General features: G+C 69.9%; 20 protein-coding genes. 7 read left to right on the top strand and 13 right to left on the bottom strand.

Translation table 11 applies throughout. From position 1 onward, the window contains the following. Position 1: 1 nt before the first annotated feature. The 3 genes from QFZ62_RS15275 to QFZ62_RS15265 form a co-directional block, all read right to left on the bottom strand. The gene (locus tag QFZ62_RS15275) at positions 2 to 526 is read right to left on the bottom strand and encodes a hypothetical protein (RefSeq protein ID WP_307507503.1); all 525 of its coding nucleotides are present in this window, start codon (positions 524 to 526) and stop codon (positions 2 to 4) included. A gap of 425 nt (positions 527 to 951) precedes the next feature. Then, the gene (locus tag QFZ62_RS15270) at positions 952 to 1,521 is read right to left on the bottom strand and encodes a hypothetical protein (protein ID WP_307507501.1); all 570 of its coding nucleotides are present in this window, start codon (positions 1,519 to 1,521) and stop codon (positions 952 to 954) included. 153 nt (positions 1,522 to 1,674) lie between these two features. After that, positions 1,675 to 2,814: an aldo/keto reductase gene (locus tag QFZ62_RS15265; RefSeq protein WP_307507499.1), complete on the bottom strand. Its 1,140-nt coding sequence runs from the start codon at positions 2,812 to 2,814 to the stop codon at positions 1,675 to 1,677. A 481-nt stretch (positions 2,815 to 3,295) separates the two neighbouring features. On the opposite strand from QFZ62_RS15265, the gene QFZ62_RS15260 reads away from it, so the two are divergent. Further along, positions 3,296 to 3,826: a YbhB/YbcL family Raf kinase inhibitor-like protein gene (locus QFZ62_RS15260; protein ID WP_307507497.1), complete on the top strand. Its 531-nt coding sequence runs from the start codon at positions 3,296 to 3,298 to the stop codon at positions 3,824 to 3,826. Between the two features lie 23 nt (positions 3,827 to 3,849). Then, positions 3,850 to 4,221 carry a hypothetical protein gene (locus QFZ62_RS15255; protein ID WP_307507494.1) on the top strand — a complete coding sequence of 124 codons (372 nt, stop codon included), beginning with the start codon at positions 3,850 to 3,852 and terminating at the stop codon, positions 4,219 to 4,221. 121 nt (positions 4,222 to 4,342) lie between these two features. On the opposite strand, the gene QFZ62_RS15250 is transcribed toward QFZ62_RS15255, so the two are convergent. Then, on the bottom strand, positions 4,343 to 6,616 hold the full coding sequence (locus tag QFZ62_RS15250; protein WP_307507490.1) for a polyribonucleotide nucleotidyltransferase: 2,274 nt from the start codon (positions 6,614 to 6,616) through the stop codon (positions 4,343 to 4,345). Between the two features lie 475 nt (positions 6,617 to 7,091). After that, on the bottom strand, positions 7,092 to 7,361 hold the full coding sequence (gene rpsO / locus QFZ62_RS15245) for a 30S ribosomal protein S15 (RefSeq protein ID WP_086514442.1): 270 nt from the start codon (positions 7,359 to 7,361) through the stop codon (positions 7,092 to 7,094). A gap of 203 nt (positions 7,362 to 7,564) precedes the next feature. On the opposite strand from rpsO, the gene QFZ62_RS15240 reads away from it, so the two are divergent. From QFZ62_RS15240 to QFZ62_RS15225, 4 genes are all read left to right on the top strand, one after another. Then, the gene (locus QFZ62_RS15240) at positions 7,565 to 8,917 is read left to right on the top strand and encodes an MFS transporter (RefSeq protein WP_307507486.1); all 1,353 of its coding nucleotides are present in this window, start codon (positions 7,565 to 7,567) and stop codon (positions 8,915 to 8,917) included. A 26-nt stretch (positions 8,918 to 8,943) separates the two neighbouring features. Beyond that, positions 8,944 to 9,699, top strand: coding sequence for an HNH endonuclease family protein (locus QFZ62_RS15235; RefSeq protein WP_307507483.1), 756 nt, complete (start codon positions 8,944 to 8,946; stop codon positions 9,697 to 9,699). A gap of 254 nt (positions 9,700 to 9,953) precedes the next feature. Beyond that, complete coding sequence (locus tag QFZ62_RS15230) at positions 9,954 to 11,234, top strand: SIR2 family protein (RefSeq protein WP_307507480.1); 1,281 nt, start codon at positions 9,954 to 9,956, stop codon at positions 11,232 to 11,234. Next, the gene (locus QFZ62_RS15225; protein WP_307507477.1) at positions 11,234 to 13,207 is read left to right on the top strand and encodes an ATP-binding protein; all 1,974 of its coding nucleotides are present in this window, start codon (positions 11,234 to 11,236) and stop codon (positions 13,205 to 13,207) included. Before QFZ62_RS15230 ends, QFZ62_RS15225 begins: the two co-directional genes overlap by 1 nt. Positions 13,208 to 13,563: 356 nt before the next feature. Here the strand turns inward: QFZ62_RS15225 and QFZ62_RS15220 are convergent, their stop codons facing one another. The 4 genes from QFZ62_RS15220 to QFZ62_RS15205 all read right to left on the bottom strand — a co-directional run bounded on the left by QFZ62_RS15220 (position 13,564) and on the right by QFZ62_RS15205 (position 18,792). After that, on the bottom strand, positions 13,564 to 15,129 hold the full coding sequence (locus tag QFZ62_RS15220; protein ID WP_307507474.1) for a DASS family sodium-coupled anion symporter: 1,566 nt from the start codon (positions 15,127 to 15,129) through the stop codon (positions 13,564 to 13,566). 92 nt (positions 15,130 to 15,221) lie between these two features. After that, positions 15,222 to 17,516, bottom strand: coding sequence for an AAA family ATPase (locus QFZ62_RS15215; protein WP_307507471.1), 2,295 nt, complete (start codon positions 17,514 to 17,516; stop codon positions 15,222 to 15,224). A gap of 105 nt (positions 17,517 to 17,621) precedes the next feature. Further along, complete coding sequence (locus QFZ62_RS15210) at positions 17,622 to 18,110, bottom strand: VanZ family protein (RefSeq protein WP_307507468.1); 489 nt, start codon at positions 18,108 to 18,110, stop codon at positions 17,622 to 17,624. 154 nt (positions 18,111 to 18,264) lie between these two features. After that, positions 18,265 to 18,792: an adenine phosphoribosyltransferase gene (locus QFZ62_RS15205; protein ID WP_307507466.1), complete on the bottom strand. Its 528-nt coding sequence runs from the start codon at positions 18,790 to 18,792 to the stop codon at positions 18,265 to 18,267. Positions 18,793 to 18,891: 99 nt separating this feature from the next. Between QFZ62_RS15205 and QFZ62_RS15200 the strand changes: the two genes are divergently transcribed. Beyond that, positions 18,892 to 19,623, top strand: coding sequence for a M50 family metallopeptidase (locus tag QFZ62_RS15200; protein WP_307507463.1), 732 nt, complete (start codon positions 18,892 to 18,894; stop codon positions 19,621 to 19,623). 77 nt (positions 19,624 to 19,700) lie between these two features. Here QFZ62_RS15200 and QFZ62_RS15195 read toward each other — a convergent pair whose 3' ends face one another. Genes QFZ62_RS15195 through QFZ62_RS15180 form a run of 4 tightly spaced genes read right to left on the bottom strand, consistent with a single transcriptional unit; the run spans position 19,701 to position 22,312 of the window. Beyond that, positions 19,701 to 20,534, bottom strand: a complete 834-nt coding sequence (locus QFZ62_RS15195) for an aldo/keto reductase (RefSeq protein ID WP_307507461.1) — start codon at positions 20,532 to 20,534, stop codon at positions 19,701 to 19,703. Between the two features lie 22 nt (positions 20,535 to 20,556). Next, the gene (locus QFZ62_RS15190; protein WP_307507458.1) at positions 20,557 to 21,177 is read right to left on the bottom strand and encodes a signal peptidase II; all 621 of its coding nucleotides are present in this window, start codon (positions 21,175 to 21,177) and stop codon (positions 20,557 to 20,559) included. 9 nt (positions 21,178 to 21,186) lie between these two features. Next, a complete protein-coding gene (locus tag QFZ62_RS15185) occupies positions 21,187 to 21,711 on the bottom strand; it encodes a hypothetical protein (RefSeq protein ID WP_307507456.1) in 525 nt (174 codons plus the stop codon). A 34-nt stretch (positions 21,712 to 21,745) separates the two neighbouring features. Continuing rightward, positions 21,746 to 22,312, bottom strand: coding sequence for a type 1 glutamine amidotransferase domain-containing protein (locus tag QFZ62_RS15180; protein WP_307507452.1), 567 nt, complete (start codon positions 22,310 to 22,312; stop codon positions 21,746 to 21,748). Positions 22,313 to 22,337: the final 25 nt, after the last annotated feature.

Below are 22,337 nucleotides of genomic sequence, written 5' to 3'. Positions count from 1 at the left end.
CCTACGCCACGGGCCTGGTCTCGGATCGGGGCGGATGCGGGGTGAGGGCGGTGGTAGGCGTCAGCAGCCCGGGGCCGGCATGGGCCGATCCGCACGCCCCGCCGACCAGGACCGTGGAGCCCTGCAGCACATGGATCACCACCGGACCGACCAGCACCGGGAGCGTGCCCGGGATCTGCTGCCACCCGCCCCCGTCGAACCGGTAGGACGGCGCATACGCGATCGTGAGGGAGATCTGCCGGTCCCCGACGCTCGCATAGACATGGCTCGTGTCCGTGGGGGTGAAGTCCTGCTGACCGAGCTGCTTCCACGACGCCCCCGGACCCTCGACCGTCGTGGCGGTGCCGTCGCCGTGATCCCAGGTGAACGACACCGGCACGAACCGCACCTGCGCCGGCCTTCCCAGCAGCGTCCCGTCGACCACCTGCGCGGACGCGTCCGTGAGCAGGTTCACCGGCGCCCCGACCAGCGCCCACCCGTTCGGCTGCGACCGGATCGATGCGGACCGCGGGACGAACTGCGCCACGTCCTCCAACATCACCCCCGGATCCGCGGGCGCGGCAGGGGCCGGATCGGCGGGCCTCACGGGCGGCCGCGCGGGCGGGAGGAACGCATGCTGCCCGTCGAGGCAGGCGCCCCTCCCCGGTCGACACGCCGTGTCCACGTCCGCGGCCAGACGGTCCTGCCGCGGCACCGGATGGAGGACCAGAGGCACTGAGGAGCTTCGTGGTCCCCCTCCTACGCTCCTGACGGGCGCAGCGTCCGTGGTAGCGGGAGAGCGACCGATCTCGTCCTGGGCATGGAGAGCGGCAGCTCCTCCGGCGATGCTTCCTGACGTGCACGCACTGGATTGACTGTGCGCGAATTCGCAGCCGGCGTCCGCAGCGTACGCTGCGGCCATCTGCGCGGGCATGAGACCGAGGATCATGACGAGCCCCACCGGGATCGCCGTCACTCGCATGCGTGCACATCCTCGTTTCGGACTATGTCGCTGATCCGCCAGAGCGCCTCCTCGGACTTCACTGCCTTCACCTGGAGCGAGAGGCGTGGGTCGCGCTGAGGAGTGACGTCCGTCCCGCTGGCGTCCGTGAACCGCGTGCCGCCGACATCGAGGCACAGCTGCGCAATCATGTACTGAGCGCCTTCCGGGTCGATCCCGCGATCCGTGACGTCAAAGCCGGATACGACGCTCTTGCCACTCGTATTGATTCCCCTTCCCCGCGCATCGGCCAGGCCGGACTTCTCGCCATCCAGGACGTTTCCTGTCAAGAGCTGCGCGAGGTCGTCTTCCGTGTCGGTGTTTGCGTCGAGATCCACGTACCGCGTGACGACATCCCGGAACGCCTGGTCGTCCTGCTGCTCCTGCGTCAGCGACGGGGACGGCGCCGGCGTGCGGGCGGGCGCTTCGGGCGGAGGCGCCGTGCAGCCGGCCAGCACCGGGATCGCGATCACCGCGGCCAGCGCGCACGCCGCCGCTCCGCCTCGTCGTCGCAGCGTCAGGTCGCGCGCTCGTTCGTGCAAGGTGTTCTCCCCCGGGCCGTTCGGATGCCCGCGCGCACATGCTCGGTCATCCGCGCGTCACGGGTCCGGGAAAGCTAGCCGAGAGCGTGCGAGCACGGCCGCGTCGGTCCACACCGCGCGGACGGACGCGCGCCGACGGCGCCTGGGGAGGGGCTACTCGGTGATGCGGTCGAGGCGGGCGACCTCGTGGCGCGAGAGCTGGACGTGCGCCGCCTGCACCAGGTCGTGCACCTGCTCGGGGCGGCTCGCGCTCGCGACGGGCGCGACGACCCCCGGCTTGGCGAGGAGCCAGGCCAGGGCGATGGTCCCGATGCTCGTCGAGTGGTGCTCGGCGATCTCGTCGAGCGCCGTGAGCACGCGGAGGCCGCGTCGGTTGAGGTACTTCGCCGCGCGCTGCCCGCGGGCGCCCTCGCGCACGGAGTCGCGCGTGCGGTACTTGCCGGTGAGGAAGCCGTTCGCGAGCGCGAAGTACGGCATGACCGCGAGCTGCTGACCACGGACGACGTCGAGGAACTCCGACTCGTAGGGCGCGCGGTTGACGAGGTTGTAGTGCGTCTGGAGCGCGACGAAGCGGGGCGCGTCGTACAGGCCGCCGATGATCCGGGCGTGCAGCAGGCGCTCGGCCGCGTAGTTCGACGCGGCGAGGTGCCGCACCTTGCCGGACGCGATGAGGAGGCTGGCCGCGGAGAGGCTCTCCTCGAGCGGGACGTCGAGGTCGTCCCAGTGGAAGTAGAGGAGGTCGATGAAGTCGGTGCCGAGCCGCGACAGGCTCGCATCGACGGCGCGCTCGATGCGGGATCCGCCGAGGCCGGGGAAGTCCTCGCTCTTGCCGATCTTGGTGGCGACGACCATGGAGTCGCGGTTGCGGCGCTCGCGCATCCACGTGCCGATCATGTGCTCGCTGCGGCCGCTCGCGTAGGAGTCGGCGGTGTCGATGAAGTTGCCGCCCGCCTCCTGGTACCGGTCGAGGATGGCGGAGGTGTCGTCGGGGCCGGCCGTCCAGCCGAACACGTTCCCGCCGAGCGCGAGGGGGAAGACGCGGAGGTCGGTGTCGCCGATCGCGCGTCGACGTGCCGGGCTCGGGATGCTCCCGCCCGTGCGCAGGCCGGGCTCGGCGGCTGACTGGACGAGGGCACCGGCCGCCTGCACGGTGGCATCGACGATGGGCGCAGTCACGGGCTTGGGCGCCGTCTCGGCGTTCCGCGTGAGGAGGGCCCCGAGAGGTCCGCCGCGATGGCGCCGGGGCGGGGAGCCGGGGACGACGTTCGAGGCGAGGGGAAGAGACGTCGTCACGTGTCCCAGCGTACCGCCCAGCGCGCGAAACGTTTGGGTACCAAGTGATTGCGACGGGCCCGGTTCGTCGTCGGGACATGCGCGGCACCGGGCGGTGTGCGAGGGTGCGGATCCACGGCCCGGACGTCGCGACGCCGCGTCGCGGGAGCGGCGGAGCGCTGCTCCGGCGAGGCGCGCGCAGCGATCCGCGTCGACCGGACGCAGGAAGGGGTGCCGTGGATCCCCCGACCCCGGCACCCCTCGGCGGCCTGCATCCCCCGATGCGTCCCCCGGAGGCAGGCGGTCGCGTGGACCCGCCTGCAGAACCCACGCTATCGACCGATCCTCACCGGGCCCCAGCCCCTCTTCGGGGGTGCGGAGGGTCTCCGACCCCGCACCGCGGCGAGAGCCGACCACCGGCATGCGCCTCGTGGACGGCTCCCGGCGGGGTATCGGGGCATCGTGCGAGGCTGGGGCGTCAGCACGACCGAGAGGAACCCCTGTGCCCAACGACCCGCTGCACCGCCTGCCGGATGCCGCCCCCTTCCACCTCACCAGCCCCGACTTCGCCGACGGGGCACCGCTCCCCGGCTCCGCACGCGGTGCGGGCCAGGGCGGGCAGGACCTGTCCCCCGCCCTGAACTGGACCGGCGCGCCGGAGGGCACGCGCAGCTACGTGCTCACCGCCTACGACCCCGACGCGCCCACGGGCAGCGGCTTCTGGCACTGGGCCGTGCGCGGGATCCCCGCCGACACGACCTCGCTCCCGGCCGGAGCGGGCGACCCGGACGCCGGCCTGCTGCCCGAGGGCGCCGTCACCATGCACAACGAGGCGCGCGAGACGCGCTTCGCCGGGGCGACGCCGCCGGCCGGCCACGGCACGCACCGGTACTACTTCACCGTGACCGCGCTCGACGTCGAGTCGGTCGACGTCCCCGAGGGCGCGACCCCCGCGATCCTCGGCTTCCTGATGCTGCCGCACGTAATCGGGCGCGCCCAGCTCGTCGGCACCGCGATCACCGTCGCGGACTGACCGGACCGGATGCGGGGCACGTCATGACGCGGCACGGCGAGGGGCGGACGGCGGCGGACGCGGGCGACGACGCCCCGCCCCGCCGTCGCCGGCTCGCGCTCGTGATCGCGCTGGTCGCGGCGGCGCTCGTGGTCGCCGGGATCATCGCGGCGACCGCGCTGTCCCCGGGCGGCGAGCCGACGGGGCCCACGTCGCCCGTGCCCGCCACCGGGGAGCCCCGGACGACGCCGGGCACCACGCCATCGCCCGTGCCGACGCCGACGCCGACCGACACGGGGACCCCGGCTCCGACGCCCGCGCCGAGCCCCACCGGCGACCTCGCCCCGGTGCCGTCCATCTCGGTGCCGCCGGCACGTGACGTCCCGTACCCCACGGATCCGGACGACGGGAAGTAGCCCGGCCGCACCCGGGCTCGCTGAGCGCGCTCCCCGGGGCGTCGCAGGACGGCCCGCACACGACGGATGCCCGCCCCACCGAGGTGGGACGGGCATCCGGGTCGTGCGGGGTGCGTCGGGACTAGCCCTCGGCGGGGGCCTCGGGGCCCTCGCTCGCGGCGTCGCGGCCCTCCTGATCGGCGGGCTCCTCCATCACCGGGGCGAGCGAGAGCTTGCCGCGGTCGTCGATCTTGGTGATCTCCACCAGGATCTTCTGGCCGACGCCGAGCACGTCCTCGACGTTCTCGACGCGCTTGCCGCCGGCGAGCTTGCGGACCTCGCTGATGTGCAGCAGGCCGTCCTTGCCGGGGAGCAGCGAGACGAACGCGCCGAACGTCGCGATCTTGACGACGGTGCCGAGGAAGGACTCGCCGACCTCGGGGTTCGTCGGGTTCGCGATGGCGTTGACCTGCGCACGCGCGGCCTCCGCCGACGGGCCGTCGACGGCGCCGATGTAGACGGTGCCGTCCTCCTCGATGGAGATGTCGGCGCCGGTCTCGTCCTGGATGGCGTTGATCGTCTTGCCCTTCGGGCCGATCAGCTCGCCGATCTTGTCGACGGGGATGTTGACCGAGATCACGCGAGGCGCGGTCGGGGCCATCTCGTCGGGGGCGTCGATGGCCTGGTTCAGCACGCCGAGGATGGCCGTGCGGGCCTCCTTCGCCTGCTTGAGGGCGCCGTCGAGGACCGACGTGGGGATGCCGTCGAGCTTCGTGTCCAGCTGGATGGCCGTGACGAACTCGGACGTGCCGGCGACCTTGAAGTCCATGTCGCCGAGCGCGTCCTCGGCACCGAGGATGTCGGTGAGGGCGGCGTAGCGGACCTGGCCGTCGACGGTGTCGGACACGAGGCCCATGGCGATGCCGGCGACGGGCGCGCGCAGCGGCACACCTGCGTTCAGCAGCGACAGGGTCGAGGCGCAGACGGAGCCCATCGACGTGGAGCCGTTGGACCCGAGGGCCTCGGACACCTGGCGGATCGCGTAGGGGAAGTCCTCGCGGCTCGGCAGCACCGGCACGAGGGCGCGCTCGGCGAGGAAGCCGTGCCCGATCTCGCGGCGCTTCGGCGACCCGACGCGACCGGTCTCACCGGTGGAGTAGGGCGGGAAGTTGTAGTGGTGCAGGTAGCGCTTCTTCGTGATGGGGCTCAGCGAGTCGATCTGCTGCTCCATCTTGAGCATGTTCAGCGTGGTGACGCCCAGGATCTGGGTCTCGCCGCGCTGGAAGATGGCCGAGCCGTGGACGCGCGGGATGACCTGCACCTCGGCGTCGAGCGGGCGGATGTCGGCGAGGCCGCGCCCGTCCATGCGGATGCCGTCGCGGAGGATCCGGCCGCGGACGACGGTCTTCGTGACGGACTTGTACGCCGCGGAGAACTCGGTGAGCGCCGACTGCGGCAGCTCGCCGGCCTCGACCTTGGCGGCCACGGCCTCCTTGGTGCGGGTCTTGAGCGCGTCGTCGGCGTCCTGGCGCTCGATCTTGTCGGCGATCTGGTACACGGTGCCCAGCTCGTCGAGGGCGAGGGCCGAGACGGCGTCGTACGACTCCTGCGCGTACGGCAGGAAGACGGGGTAGTCGACCGTGGGCTTCGCGGCCTGCTGCGCGAGCGAGGCCTGCGCGGCGACGAGCTGCTGGATGAACGGCTTCGCGGCCTCGAGGCCCTGCGCGACGACGGCCTCGTCGGGCTTGGTGGCGCCGGCCTGGATGAGGTCCCAGGCACCCTCGGTGGCCTCGGCCTCGACCATCATGATCGCGACGTCCTCGTTGCCCTCAGAGTCGGTGACGACGCGGCCGGCGACGGTGATGTCGAAGACGGCCTCCTTGAGCTGCGAGTGCTTCGGGAAGACGACCCACTGGTCGCCGATGAGCGCGAGGCGCACACCCGCGATGGGGCCGGAGAACGGGATGCCCGAGAGCATGCTCGAGGCGCTCGCCGCGTTGATGGCGAGGCTGTCGTAGAACTCGTCCGGCGCGATGCTGAGGACGGTGATGACGACCTGGACCTCGTTGCGGAGGCCCGTGATGAACGACGGGCGCAGCGGCCGGTCGATGAGGCGGCAGACGAGGATCGCCTCGGTGGAGGGGCGGCCCTCGCGGCGGAAGAACGAGCCGGGGATCTTGCCCGCGGCGTAGCTGCGCTCCTCGACGTCGATGGTCAGGGGGAAGAAGTCGAAGTTGTCCTTCGGGTGCTTGCCCACCGAGGTGGCGGACAGCAGCATGGTGTCCTCGTCGAGGTACGCGGCGACCGCGCCCTGCGCCTGCTGCGCGAGGCGGCCGGCCTCGAACCGGACCGTGCGCGTTCCGTACTTGCCGTTGTCGAGGACTGCCTCGGCGAACTTGATCTCTGGACCTTCCATTGAGGTCTCTCTCCTTCGTGTTGCGCCTCTCGGCGACGCCCGTCGGGCGCTCGTCCTGCATCCCGTGTGGATGCGGACCTCCTGCGACAGAGGAGGAGCGGGCGAGGCGACACGTCGGGGTCCGCCTGATGCGGATCCCGGGTGCACGTGCGCGGCTGGTTCCGCTCGGCGGCCGGTGGCCGACGGCGGCGGGCGCATGTCTGACCATCAGTGGGAATGCTCCGAGCGACTCGGAATACCACCACCAACGGCCAGCTCCTGCCGGCCAGCTCCATCTGTCGTGATCCCGTCGTGACGCTGGGCGCCCGTCGGATCACTGCGTCCATGGTAGCACCGGACCCCTTCCGGGCCCCGGAGGACCGGGATCGCCGGGTGTCGGGCGGGCGACGCTCCCCTTAACCGCGGACGAGCCGCCACCCCGGAGGGTGACGGCTCGCGCGTTCGTCGTGATGCGATCAGCGACGCGTGGTGCGTGTCAGCGGCGGATGCCCAGGCGGACGATCAGGGCGCGGTAGCGCTCGATGTCGACGTTGGACAGGTAGCCGAGGAGACGACGACGCTGGCCGACCAGGAGGAGCAGGCCACGACGCGTGTGGTGGTCGTGCTTGTGCTCCTTCAGGTGCTCGGTGAGGCCCGTGATCCGCTTGGTGAGGAGCGCGATCTGCACCTCGGGGGATCCGGTGTCACCGGGGTGGGTCGCGTACTCGTCGATGATCGCCTTCTTGACGTCTGCTTCCAGAGCCATGTGATGATCCCCTCTCGTGTTCGTTGCGCGGCGCCCGTCACAGGATGTGCGAGCTCTCTTGATCCGCGGCCGTTCAGACGGCAACCGCACGAGCATACCAGAGGGAGAGGGCCGCACCCGCTGGCGCACGCGGCGCGACGGCGGCCGCGTCGGTGATCTCGGCTAGCGTGGAAATCCACTCCAGAGAGACGACGCAGCGACACGTGAGCACCCCGCCAGAGACCTCCCCCATCCCCATCCCCGACGAGCGGCAGGTGCGCGGCAGCCACTTCGTCGACCTGACGCCCCTGCGGGAGAGCCCGGCCTTCGCCCGGCTCTGGGCGGGCAACGCGATCGCGGGCATCGGCAGCCAGATGACCATCGTGGCGATCGGGCTGCACGTGTACGAGATCACCGGATCCACCGGGGCCGTGGCGCTCGTGGGCGTGCTGTCGCTCGTGCCGATGATCCTCGCGGGCCTCTACGGCGGGATGCTCGCGGACGCCTTCGACCGGCGGAAGGTCGCGCTCATCGCGTCGTGCGCCGCGTGGGGCTCGACCATCGCGCTGGCGCTGCTCGCGTGGACGCACGCGGAGACCGTGTGGTCGCTCTACGCGCTGAGCATCCTCAACGCGGTCGCGGCGACCGTGATCGGCACGAGCCGGCAGGCGATCCTCCCCCGCATCCTCCCGGCGCACCTCCTGCCCGCGGCCAGCGCGCTCGGCGGGATCAGCCTGGGCGTCATGGTCACGGTCGGCCCGGCGCTCGCGGGCGTGCTCGTGGCGACCGTCGGGTTCCAGTGGACCTACACGGTGGACGCCGTCCTCTTCCTCGCCGCGTTCACGGGCGTGCTCGCGCTGCCGCGGATCGCGCCCGAGGGCGAGGTGCAGAGGCCGGGACTCGCGTCCATCCGCTACGGGATCGGGTTCCTCCGGACCGCGCCCAACATCCGCATGTCGTTCATCGTCGACATCATCGCCATGACCTTCGGGCAGCCCCGCGTGCTCTTCCCCGCGGTGGGCGCGGTGGTCCTGGGCGGCGGGCCGGTGACCGTCGGCATCCTGACGGCGGCGGGCGCCGTCGGCAGCCTCGTGAGCAGCCTGCTGAGCGGCTCCGTCGGACGCGTGACGCGGCACGGCCGCGCGATCCGCTGGGCCATCGTCGCCTACGGCCTCTCGACCGCCGGGTTCGGGCTCGTGCTCCTCCTCGCGTCCCAGCCGGGCGTGCTGCACGGCATCGGATCGCGCATCGAGGATGCCAGCGTGCCCGGCATCGTCGCCGCCTCCGTGCTCCTCGCCTGCACGGGCGCGGCCGACAACATCTCCTCGATCTTCCGCAACACCATGCTGCAGACCGCGGTGCCCGACAACATGCGCGGGCGGCTGCAGGGCATCTTCATCGTCGTGGTGACGGGCGGGCCGCGGCTCGGCGACGCCTACATCGGCATCGTGACCGCGTTCGCGGCGCTGTGGGTGCCGTCCCTCGTGGGCGGACTGCTCATCGCGGTGGTGGTGTGGATCCTCATCCGGGCGCTGCCGTCGTTCGAGCACTACGACTCCCGGAACCCCACCCCGTGACGCGGCGGCGGCGGCGGCGGACCCCGGTGCTGGTGACGCTCGCGGCGCTCGTGCTGGTGATCGTCGCAGGGCTCGTGCAGTGGCGCGGCGACCCGGGATCCGGACCCGGTGCGGGCTCGGTGGGCGGGGCGCCGGGGTCGGGGCTCGGCGCGGAGCCGGGGGCGACCGGATCCGCGCGCCTCGCCCTCGACGGGCTCGAGGTGCGGACCGAGGACCGGGTGCCCGGCTACGACCGGGAGTCCTTCGCGTGGCGCGAGGACGTGGACCGCAACGGCTGCGACACCCGCAACGACGTGCTGCGGCGCGACCTCCGGGACGCCGAGATCCGCGACGGCACGCGCGGCTGCGTCGTGCAGGCGGGCGTGCTCGAGGACCCGTACTCGGGAGAGCGGATCCGCTTCGACCGGTCGCGGGATCCGGAGGCGGTGCAGATCGACCACGTCGTGTCGCTGTCGGACGCCTGGTCGTCGGGCGCGTGGCGGTGGGACGCGGACTACCGCGCGGCGTTCGCGAACGACCCGCTCGAGCTGGTGGCCGCGTCCGGTGCCGAGAACGCTTCGAAGTCGGACGCGACGGCGGACGCGTGGCTGCCGGAGGACCCGCGGGACGCGTGCGCGCTCGTGGCCCGGCAGGTGTCCGTCAAGGTGCGCACCGAGCTCAGCGTCACGCGGGCCGAGCGCGACGCCATGGCGCGCGTGCTCGACGGGTGCGCGGATGCGCCGCTCGTCTCCTCCGACGACGTGCGCTGGCCGGCGCCCGCGCAAGCCGGGAATTCGTTGTAACCAGACGTCATCAAAAATGACAGCACACGCGACTTGGGCCTTTGCGCTGAAGCGATCCCCGTCTTCTGAACACAAACAGTGGACTATGCCTCGGCTCGGAGGGCTTCGCCCCATGGGATCTACAGTGGCCGCAACTGCGATTCCAACAAGCCCCCATATCGGGGGTAGGCAAAGGAGCCCAACAGCCCCCTCCGGTCATCTAGCTTGGCACCAGATGGAGCCGCGCCGCGCAGCACCAGTTGGAGGATTTCGTTATGAGCGACACCGACCCTATTGCCGCACAGCCTCCGAAACAAGTTGCGATATACAAGGGCCGACACAACGTCCTGGCGGGTTCGGCGGGCTCTACACCCAACGATGCGCTTGCGATTGTTCGACGCGATGTAGCCGATGCAATGAACTCGAAGCACCTGTCATTTTTGCTCGGCTCAGGGTGCTCGTCTAGCTGGAATGGATCCAAAGAATTAGGCATTCCTACAATGGGCCCACTAGCCAAAGCCTTCCTGACTTCCGGCGCAGTATCGGAAGACAAAAAAGCTGAGCTAAAGAAAACTTTAGGGCTGGACCTGCAAGATCCAGCTTTTTCAAACAATCTAGAGCGCCTCATGGAAGTCTTATACGGATTCCGATTCACCCTGGAGCAGGTCGAGAATCACACTTTGGCAGCGGCATTGCCGCTAGTCAATGAGGTAATATCCGCTGTCAAACTTCACGTCCTGAAGGTCTGCATTACTGGGCAAACCGACGATTCAGATGGCACGGTTTTGAAAACCTACGAGCGCTTTTATCGCAGGCTTTCACAGCGCGACAAGAACTTGGCTCGACCATGGATCTTCACTACAAACTACGACCTGTTCAACGAGCTCGCCATGGATCGACTCAGCATTCCTTATATCAACGGCTTCCAAGGATCCATCGAGCGTAGATTCAATCCGTCAACATTTCGCTACACCATTGCAGAGCAAATGAACATAAGTCAGCACAGATGGAGTTCTGTGGAAAGCCTTTTGTACTTTGCCAAACTTCATGGGTCACTAAGTTGGCAATCAACACGAGACGGCCTATTTCCCGTGGTCGAATCATGGCCCCATGAGTCAGAGCTAAAGCTGGACACTCTCTTGATCTACCCGACACCAGCAAAACAAAACGCAAGTTTCGCTTCCCCGTACTCTGACATGTTTCGAGAGCTGCAGTCCCGAGTCGCGCGCGAGCAAAGCGCTCTTATAACGATCGGCTACGGGTTCGGCGATGAGCACGTTAACAACATTATTTTCCAAGCGCTTACCATTCCGACATTCCGCCTAGTAGCTTTCGTTGACCCCGACGCCAGTCCTCTTGTGCGCCAGCTACGGGAGCTTGATGACCCCCGAATTTGGATAATCGGCACAGAAGAATCAACTGCCGAATGGAAGGCGCACTACTTCGTCAACTTCGTAGACGACATTATGCCCTCGCTGGGAGAAGATCCAACAGACTCCGCAATCGAGAATCTCCTACGATCCATAATCCAGTCGAATCCAAAGGAGCAGAACTAGTGAGTAGCCGACTGGACAGTCGCCGCTCGCTCGGCACAGTAAGCTCCGTAAGTGCTGATCGATTCACAGTGCAGCTTCGACAGGGAAGTGATAGTTTTACGTTGGTCGGATTCGACGGGCAACACTACGTGGCCCGAATCGGTTCTTATGTTTTGATACCCGTTCAGACGGCTTACATCGTCGCGGAAGTAGTCGGACTTCGAGAGACAGATGGAGCTACAAATGCGCCAACCGGCTTCGATTACGCCGAATCAGCGGCAATAGGTTCATCAAAGTCGCTCGAAGTAGTGCCCGTAGGAACCTTGCCATTCAGGTTGGACTCTCCTTTTCGGTTTGGCATATCCGTTTTTCCCCCCTTGTATGCGGACGCTCTTTACACGCAGACACACGACCTTGATCGCATTCTAGATGTATCCGGCGCCACTGAGCCGGCCAGCACCGGCAGCACCCACACTCGCACGCGGGCTTTTGACGTCGGCACCTCAGTGGTCTTCGATGATTACGCAGTAAAAGTGCGAGTCAACGAGTTCTTCGGCGGACATGCCGCAATTCTCGGAAATACAGGGAGTGGCAAATCTTGTACCGTAGCGTCAATCTTACAATCAATATTTAATAAGCCCGAGCGACACTATCCAATTGGGGCAAGTTTTGTTGTATTTGACACAAACGGCGAGTACCGAGAGGCACTTAGTGAATTTCGTTCACCCATCCGGCGTACTTACGCAAAGCTTTCGGGCGCAGAGACGCAACAACTAGAAGTAATCAACGGTCAAGAATCAGCGCTGGCTTATACATTGCCTCACTGGTTCCTGTCCGCTGAGGAATGGGACCTGCTCCTACAGGCGAGCCAAAAAGCTCAGCGACCCGCTCTTCGTTCAGCCCTTGGCTTGACATCACTCTTTGCAACACCAGGACCAGGACTTGAGTCAACCAAGGACCATATTCTTGCGTCCGCTATACGAAGTATATTAGCAACAAGCGACAGTGGCACGTCGAGTGCATCACGAATCCAAGGGCTGATAAACACCTTCAACACAGAGAACATTACGCGAAGTAAGATCACTCGACTGACGGCGCTAAATTACGGCCAACTTATCAAAGCAGATGAACTTAATAATTATCTTGATGAGTATGTACTCGATGACATAGTCATTCCCGAATACTCTAATGCTCCTTTCGCATTCGAGACATTAGGCCCTGCACTGGAGCTCGCTATTCTGTATGAGGAGTCTCACGGCAACCGTCAAATTCGTGACTACTGCTCGTCCCTGCTTACACGACTTAAAAGTGTCTCTACGAGGGCAGACTATGCCTTCCTTCGCGTCGATCCCCAGACAATGGCTCCTCACGAGCGGAGTGTAATTGAGTACGTAAATCTTATACTCGGCTGGCAACCCGAAGGCGGCGGCGAAAATAAAAAGATGTCGCAAATTACCATTATAGATCTGAACGAAAGTGAAGATGAAGCCGTCGAGATTATTGCCGCTGTAACAAGTCGGTTAATCTTTGAACGATTGCGCCGGCGAGAGCCTAGGAACTCAACGCCCGTTAACGTAATCTTGGAAGAAGCTCACCGATACGTGGCCGCGCGACCGTCAGACTATGCACTCGATGCCTCTCGTATATTTGATCGCATCGCGAAAGAGGGTCGGAAATACGGGTTGTTCTTGATGCTTGCGTCTCAGCGCCCGAGTGAATTGTCCGGTACTGTACTGTCGCAATGTTCCAACTACGTCGTGCACCGCATTCAAAATCCGGAGGACTTACAGCACATCCGACGCATGGCCCCATTCGTGTCCGAAGCGGTCATGACTCGCCTGCCATCTCTGCCAAAACAGCACGCCCTTATTTTCGGTAGCGCCGTGAGCGTCCCCACTACCTTTCGCGTCCGGAATGCAAATCCGATTCCAAAAAGTGATGATGCTAAAATCAGTGCGTTGTGGTACGTAGAAAACGTTGAGGGGCCACTGTGAAGTACAGAGTTGGACCCTTGCGCCGCGCTTGTATCCATTCTGCAACCGCTTAAAGTCCACGTGTTAGTTTGAGCGTCAAACAAAGACCCAGCTTCCGCGGTCTCCAATTGATGGACAAGTCACACATCAATGTCCCTCAGCGTTTCGTCATCTTTGGTACCCATCCGATCGCCCGGGCGCTCCGAAGAGACCGCAATGCTCCGGACCACCAGAGACGCGATGCACCACGGGTCCGGATGTCATGGGGAGAGCGGTCGCACGGACGGCGCACGGAGAGGGGTCTCGGCGCCGGCACCACGACCGCCGGGTCGGCCCGTCATCGGGCCGGCCCATCTCCGCGCCCCGGCGGACGGCGGTCAGGCCAGGAGGCCGAGGACGCCCATCCACGCCGTGCCGACGACGCCCCAGATGACGATGAGCACCACGGCCATCGCGAAGCCGACGCGGAACCACTCCCGGGTCGTCACGTAGCCGGATCCGAAGACCACGCCGGACGGCCCCGACGCGTAGTGCGAGATGCCGCCGAAGAGGTTGCCGACGAAGCCCAGCACGAGCGCGGCGAACAGCGGCGGCGTGCCGGTCGCCACCGCGGCGCCGAGGAAGACCGCGTACATCGCGACGATGTGGGCCGTGTTCGACGCGAACAGGTAGTGCGAGAAGAAGTAGACGAGCGCGAGCACCGCGAAGGCCACGGGCCAGGGCAGGCCGCCGACGGATCCCGAGACGGCTCCGCCCACGAGGTCGATGACGCCCAGCGCGTCGAGCTGGTCGGCCATGCCCACGAGCACCGCGAAGAAGACGAGCGTCGACCACGCGGACGCGTTGGCCGCGAGGTGCGACCACCGGAGGACGCCCGTGACGAGCAGCACCGCGATGCCGCCGAACGCCGCGGCGGTGGCGGGGATCCCGAGGAGGGATCCGCCGCACCACAGGACGAGCAGCAGGACGAACGTGGCCGCCATGATCCGCTCGTGGCCGGACAGCGGTCCGAGCCCGCGCAGCTCCGCGCGGGCGTGCGCGGGGGCCTCGGGGGTGCGGGTCAGCGTCGGCGGGTAGACGCGCGACATCGCCCACGGAACGACCACCAGGCTGAGGAGTCCCGGCACGAGCGCGGCCAGCGCCCAGCCGCCCCAGGTGATCTCGATGCCGAGGTCGGCGGCCGCCTTCTGCGCGACCGGGTTGCCGGCCATCGCCGTGACGAACATGGCCGACGTGACGGTGTTCACCTGCACGCTCGTGAGCGCGAGGTACGAGCCGAGGCGGCGGCGCGAGGCGTCGGACTCGGGGCTCGACCCCTGCACGCGGCTGAGGGACGCGACGATCGGGTACACGACGCCGCCCGCGCGCGCGGTGTTCGACGGCGTCGCCGGCGCGAGCACCAGGTCGGTGAGCGCCATGCCGTAGGCGAGGCCGAGGCTGGATCCGCCCAGCCGCGCCACGAACGCGAGCGCGATGCGGCGGCCGAGGCCCGTCACGAGGAAGCCGTCCGCGATGAAGAACGACGCGACGATGAGCCAGATGGTGGGGTTCGCGAAGCCCTCGAGCGCCTCGCCGTCGGTGGCCATGGTGCCCGTGAGCATCGCGACCGCGAGGCCGATGAGCGCGACGGGCGCGGTGGGCAGCGGCTGGAGGATGAGCGCGAGGACCGTGCCGACGAAGATCCCGGCCATGTGCATGCCGCGCGGGTCGACCCCGGCGGGCGGCGGCACGAGGGCGATGCCGACCGCGACGGCGACGATGACGACCACCTGGACCAGGCGCGTGCGACGGGCCCGGCGGGTGGCAGCGACTGACGCGTCAGACCGTGCGGTCGGGGCCGACGCGGCGCCCTCGGGCGCGGGATCCGCCGCGTCGCCGGGGGCGGGGTCCTTCCCCCTGCCGGAGGCGGACGAGGGGCCGGGTGCTGCGGGAGGAGGGGTCATGACCGGCCCATCCTCCGCGCGTGCCGGCCCGGATGCCACTTGTCTCCATAGTGTTCACGCGCGGCGCCGCGCCGGTCGCCGACGGCGGCGGATCAGGCGGAGAAGCCCGTCGAGGTGACGATGTGCAGGCGCTGCGTGGGGCGGGTCATCGCGACGTAGAGGCCGGCCGCGCCGCGGGAGGTGTGGGCGAGGATCTCGTCCGGCTCGGCGATGACCACCACGTCGAACTCGAGGCCCTTCGCCTCCTGCGAGCCGAGCACCGCGATGGGCCGGCCGAGACCGCCGACGCCGATGCCGACCGAGGACCCGAACCGCTCGGCGAGCGCCCGGTGCAGCTCCTCGACCCGGTCGTCGCGGGCGATGACCGCGAGCGTGCCCTGGTCGCCGCCCTCGCGCTCCTCGTCGACCACGTCGACGACCTCGGAGACGACCTCGTCGGCCGCGACCTCGACGGTGTCGATGGGGTGCTCGCCCTCGCGGACGGCGCGCGAGCGGGTGACGGGGAGGCCGTGCGCGATGGCCATGCGCTCGGCGGCCTCGGCGATCCGCGCAGGGGTGCGGTAGTTGACCGTGAGCTCCTCGAGACGCCACTCGCGGCCGAGCACCGGGCCGAGCGCGTCCTGCCAGCTGGTGACGCCGACGGCGGAGCTGGCCTGCGCGACGTCGCCCACGATCGTGAAGGACCGGAGCGGGCAGCGGCGGAGGAGCACGCGCCACTGCATGGGGCTCAGCTCCTGCGCCTCGTCGACCACGATGTGGCCGTAGGTCCAGGTGCGGTCGGACGCGGCGCGCTCGGCCGTCGTGCGGCGGGCGGCCTGCTCGGCGAAGCCCTCCGCGAGGCGCTCGGCCGTGACCATGCCGCCGACGCCCATGTTCTCGATGGCCTGCTCGGCGTTCTCGATGTCGCGGAGGCGCTGCTGCTCGCGCTCGCGGGCGCTCGCGTCGGCCTGCGCGCTGAACTCGCCGAGGAGCTCCGCGGCCTCGTCGAGCAGCGGCACGTCCGCGATGGTGAACGGCGCGTCGCGGTCGCGGCGGAGGAGCGCGCGCTTCTCCGGGCTCCACCGCGGCGTGAGCGAGGCCAGCCACTGCGGCCGCGCGTAGAGGTCCTGCACGAGCTTCTCCGGCGTGAGCGGGAGCCAGGCGGTGTTGAGCGCGACCTTCACGTCGTAGGAGGTGCGGAGGTCCTCGCGGAGCATGGCCAGGTCGCTGTCGTCGAGCGCGCTGCCGTTGCGGCGCATCTGCGACGCGAGGACCTGCGCGAGGGATCCGAGCGCGGCCTTGTTGAAGACGACCCGGGCCTCGTTGTGGGGCTTCCGGCTGTCCTGCGCGCGCCGGAGCGCGCTCGCCACGAGCGACGGCTCGAGCACGATGCGCTCGCCGTTCACGTCGAGGGTCACGGGCTCGGTGGGCGCGACCTGGCGCGAGCGCACCGCGCGCTGCAGGAGGCCGGCCATCTCGGATCCGCCCTTCACGGCCGCGACCTCGGGGGCGTCCTCGGCGGTCGCCTCCACGCCGGGGAACAGCTGGCCGACGCTCGCGAGCACGACGCCCGTCTCGCCGAGGGACGGCAGCACGGCCTCGATGTACTGGAGGAAGGAGCGGCTGGGCCCGACGACGAGGACCCCCGAGGACGCGAGGCGGTCGCGGTGCGAGTACAGGAGGTACGCCGCGCGGTGCAGCGCGACGGCGGTCTTGCCGGTGCCGGGCCCGCCCTGCACGACGAGCACGCCGCGGAGGTCGGAGCGGATGATGCGGTCCTGCTCGGCCTGGATGGTCGCGACGATGTCGTTCATCCGCCCGGTGCGGCCCGCGGAGAGCGCGGCGAGCAGCGCGCCCTCGCCCTGGAGGCTCGTGCGGCCCTCGTCGAGGAGCGCGGGGTCGAAGATCTCGTCCTCGACGTGCACGACCTCGCGACCGCGCGTCGTGAGGTGCCGACGGGCCCGGGCGCCGAGCGGGGTGGCGGCGGTGGCCTGGTAGAAGGCGCTCGCCTGCGGCACGCGCCAGTCGAGGAGGAGCGGCTGGAGGTCGTCGTCGCGGAGGCCGATGCGGCCGATGTACCTGTACACGGGCTCTGCGCGGGAGACGGGATCGCCGTCGGCGGACTCCCCCGCGGGCGCGGCACCCCGCGGCTCGTCCTCCGGGAGGTGGCCGTCCTCGAACTCGAGGCGGCCGAAGACCAGGCGCTCGTCGACCTCGCGGAGCGCCTGCAGGCGGTCCTCGTAGATGCGGGCGAACGCGTCGCGCTCCGACCGGTTCTGGTGCGTGCCGCCGGTGGGGCTGTCGCGCACCGCCGTCAGCTGATCGCGGGTCTCCGCCCGCACCGCGTCGAGTCGTCCGTAGAGGCGCGTGACGTACTCGCGCTCGCGCTCCAGCTCCGTACCGGTCACCTGCACACCCCTTGGAATTCCGGCGTCAATCCTATCGAGCCGAGGTGACGCCCCCGAACCGCGGGCGGGGCGGCGGGCGGCGCCGTCGGGGGTGCCCCGCCGGGGTCAGCGGGACAGGGAGACCCGTGGCTGCGGGCCCGTGGACGCGGCCGGCGGGCGACGGCGGAGCGCGCGGCGGCGGGCGTTCTCGGAGCGAGCCGTGAGGATCAGGACGAGCACGACGCCGAGCAGCGCGCCCAGCCCGTTGTGCACGAGGTCGCGGACGTCGGAGACGCGCGTAGGCAGGAGCAGCTGCGCGGTCTCGATGAGGGCCGAGAGGCCGACGCCGAGCGCGACGGCGAGCCACCACCGGGATCGCCCGAGGAGGAGCACCAGGAACATGCCGACGGGCAGGAACATCGCGACGTTCGCGGCCCCCTCGACGGCCGCGTACGTGATCCACGACGGGCCGCCGTGCCGGTGGAGGGCCTGCAGCGCGCGGGACAGGAAGCCGTCGAGGCGGCGGTCGTACGGCTCCGGCGACAGCGTGATCCAGGCGACCAGGCCGAGGTACAGGGCCGTGGCGGATCCGAGGACGGGGTGGCGGAGGAGCATCCGTCCATCATCCGGCCTCATCGCGGGCGTCGGATCCGTCGGAGGTGCCGGTGCCGTGACGCCCTGTCCCGATGATCCCGTCCTCGCGGATGACCCCGTGCCGGCAGGTCCCCGCAGCGGCGGGTCGACCGGCGGACCACCTGGGAGGTGCGCGTCAGAGCGCGATGATGGCGTGCACGTCGCGGCCCGCGAGCCGCGCGCGGCCGCCGAGGCCCTCGAGCTCGAGCACCACGCCGATGCCCGCGACCTCGTAGCCGGCGCGCTCCAGGAGCCGGGCCGCGGCCTCGAGGGTGCCGCCGGTCGCGAGCACGTCGTCGAGGAGCAGCACGCGGGATCCGACGGGCAGCTGGCCGGGGTGGAGCTCGATGGCCGCGTCGCCGTACTCGAGGTCGTAGGACTCGCGCAGCACCTCGCCGGGGAGCTTGCCGGCCTTCCGGACCGCCAGGGTGCCGACGCCGGACGCGTACGCGGCGGCCGCCGCGAGGAGGAACCCGCGCGCCTCGACGCCCGCGACCGCGTCGACGGGTCCCCCGGCGGCCACGAGGTCGTCGACCACGGCGCGGAGCGCGGGGCCGTCGGCGAGGACGGGCGTCAGGTCGCGGAAGAGGATCCCGGGCTGCGGGAAGTCCGGGACGGTGAGCAGCAGGGAGCGGACGAGGTCGGAGACGGGGGTGTCGGGCACCCGACAACGGTAGTCGGTGGCCCGGCGAGGGCCGTCCGTCAGGCGGGTGTGGTGGGCTGGGCGCTCCCCGCCCGCCGCACCCGCCCCGAGGAGCACCCGATGGACCCCGTCGAGATCCTGCGCGACGTCGTGGCGCGCGCGACCGCCGTCCAGGCGCCGCTCGAGGCGGGGCCCGCGCTCGCCGCCGTGGCGCTCGCCGCGGCTCTCGTGCTCGTGCCGGCCGCGTGGCGGCTCGCGCGTCACGCCGTCACGATCGTGCACGAGGGCGGCCACGGGCTCGCGGCGACGCTGAGCGGTCGGCGGCTCGCGGGGATCCGGCTGCACTCCGACACGTCGGGCCTCACCGTCAGCGTCGGCCGGCCGCGCGGCCCCGGCATGGTGGTGACGCTGCTCGCGGGCTACCCGGCGCCGGCGCTGGCGGGGCTCGGGGCGGCCTGGCTCGCGGGATCCGGCCGGTCGGCCGCGGTGCTGTGGCTCTGGCTGCTGCTGCTGGCGCTCGTGGTGGTCCAGGTGCGCAACTGGTTCGGTCTCTGGTCGTGCCTCGTGGCCGGCGTCGTCGTCGGCGTGGTGGCCGGGGTCGCGCCCGTGGTCGTGCAGGGCGTCGCGGCGCACGCGCTCGCGCTCTTCCTGCTCCTCGGCGCGCTGCGGGCGACGCTGGAGCTGCAGCGCTCGCGGTCCCGCCGGGGCGGGGGCGCGTCCGACGCCGATCAGCTCGGGCGGCTCACGCACCTGCCCGGGATCCTCTGGGTCGGCGTGCTCGTGCTCGTCGCGGCCGCGTGCCTGGTCGGCGGGGCGCTGCTGCTCGGGATCCCGACGCTCCTCGGCGCCTGACCCACGGCGCGTCCCCCACGTGACGCGGCCGCCGCGCCCCTCGGGACGCGACGGCCGCGGGCGACGGGCGCGCGCCGCTACATCTCCTCGTGCGTGTCCGGGTCGCCGTCCCAGAGGCGCGACTGCGGGCCGGAGCCGACCGCGCGCACCTCCTCCTCGCTCAGCTCGAAGCCGAAGACGTCGAGGTTCCGGCGCTGGCGCTCGGGATTCGTCGAGCGCGGGATGGGGAGCGCGCCGGACTGGATGTGCCAGCGCAGGACGGTCTGGGCCGGCGTCACGCCGTGCGCCTCCGCAGCCGCGACCACGTGCGGGTCCTGCATCAGCTGCTCTCGCGTGCCGAACGGCGACCAGCTCTCCGTGACGATCCCCCGCCGGGCGTGCTCGGCGCGGAGCTCGACCTGCGTGAACGACGGGTGCAGCTCGACCTGGTTGACGACGGGCAGCACGCCCGTCTCGTCCTCGAGGCGCTGCAGGTGGGCGGGCGTGAAGTTCGAGACGCCGATGGAGCGGACGAGGCCGCGCTCCTTCAGCTCGATGAACGCGCGCCAGCTGTCGACGTACCTCCCGACGCTCGGGTTCGGCCAGTGGATGAGGTAGAGGTCCACGACGTCGACGCCGAGCGAGGCGCGCGACTCCTCGAACGAGGCGAGCGTCTCGTCGTAGCCGTGGTGACGGCCGGGCAGCTTGGTGGTGAGGAAGAGCTCCTCGCGGGGGACGCCGGAGCGGCGCATGCCCTCGCCCACCGCGGCCTCGTTGCCGTAGTTGAGGGCCGTGTCGAGCAGGCGGTAGCCGGCGCCGATCGCGCCGGACACGAGCTCGGCGCCCGCGTCGTCGTCCAGCCCGTACGTGCCGAGGCCGATGGCGGGGATGCGGTTCCCGTCGGACAGTTCCAGGGTGGGGATCGTGGTCATCCCCTCACGGTACGCCGGGGCGTCAGGCGCGGTCGGCGGGGGCGGGACCGGCGTCGACGCCGGCGTCCGTGCTCGCGTCCCGCTCCGCGTCCGCGTCCCGCTCGGAGTCGGCGCGCGCGTCCGCCACGTGGTCGCGCCCGAACACCGTGGTGAGGGCCCACGCGATCATGCCGCACACGGTGAGGATGTCGGCCACGTTGAAGACCGCGAACCACTCGACGGCGATGAAGTCGACGACGTGGCCGGAGAGCGGCCCGTCCTCCGCGCGCGTCACGCGGTCGAAGAGGTTGCCGAGCGCGCCCGCGAGCACGGCGGAGAGCAGGAGCACCTGGAGAAGCGACGCGCGGTGGCGGATCTGCCAGCCGACCCAGATCGCGAGGCCGAGCGCGAGCGCCATGATCCCGACGGTGAGGAGCGGCCCGACCTCGGCGCCCATGCCGAAGGAGACGCCCGGGTTGTAGACGAGCGCGAAGCGGACGGTCGGCACGAGCGGGATGGTCGTGCCGTCCCCGAGCGCGTCCACGGCCCAGCTCTTGCTGAGCTGGTCGAGGACGAAGCCGACCACCAGCACGACGACCGCGAGCGCCACGACGACGGGGCGGGAGGTGCGCGGACGGCGTGCGGCGGGGGGTGCGGTGGTCACGCGACGAGCCTAGGCGGTGGGCGCCGGGCGGTCGCCCGGGCCGTCGACCACGGGCGCGGCGGCGGCGCGGTCGCGGATCCGCGTGGCGGCCTCGCGCGGGAACGTGCTGCGGACCAGGTGGCGGGTGCCGTCGGCCGACTCGATGCGGATCGCCGGTCCGGCGTCGAGCAGGAGCGCGGCGCCGCCGCCCGGGAGCGCGCGGACCCCGATCCCCCCGACGGTCCGCGGACGGAGGTGGTCGACGACCGCGCAGTCCGCGATGGCCGAGTACGGGATCCGGATGCGCCGGAACGGGACGAGCGCCACCTCGACCTCGTCGGCGTCGAGCGTGATGCGGATCCGGAGCCCGTCGACCACGAAGGCCGCGACGATCAGCAGCACCCCCGCGATGACCCCGGGCGACGCGGCACCGCCCATGGCGGAGATGCCCAGCACCGCGAGACCCAGCGCCGCCATCACCACCGCGACGAGGCGGACGGCGCGCGGGGCGGGCGTGGTCTGGCGGAAGCGCGCGTCGGGTGAGGGCGTGGTCACGCCCTCACCCTAGGTGCGCCGGGTGGACGACGGGTCAGGCGTGCTGCTCGTCGTGCTCGCCCTCGGCGATCTCCTCGATCAGCTTCGCGTTGAACGCGGGCAGGTCGCCGGGGTTGCGGCTCGTGACGAACCCGCTGTCGACCACGACCTCCTCGTCGACCCACTCGGCTCCGGCGTTGCGGAGGTCGGTGGCGAGGGTCGGGAACGAGGTCATGCGGCGGCCGTCGACCACGCCGGCCTCGATGAGGAGCCACGGCGCGTGGCAGATGGCCGCGACGGGCTTGCCCGCCGTGAAGAAGGCCTTCGCGAAGGCGACCGCGTCGGCGTCCACGCGGATGTCGTCGGCGTTCACGACGCCGCCCGGCAGCACGAGGGCGTCGTAGTCGACCGCGTCGGCGTCCTTCACCTGGACGTCCACGTCGAACGTGTCGGCCTTGTCGATGTGGTCGAGGCCCTGCACGGTGTCCGCCTTCGGGGACACGAGCACGGGCGTGCCGCCAGCCTCCTGGACGGCCTTCCACGGCTCCGTCAGCTCGACCTGCTCGAAGCCGTCCGTCAGCAGGAAGGCCACCGTGCGGCCCTGGATGCTCTCTCCGGTCATGTGCGTTCCTCCTCGTGAGAGTGGT

It is taken from the genome of Clavibacter sp. B3I6 (assembly GCF_030816895.1).
Classification (GTDB): Bacteria; Actinomycetota; Actinomycetes; order Actinomycetales; family Microbacteriaceae; genus Clavibacter.
This window is presented reverse-complemented; position numbering and strand designations above follow the sequence as displayed.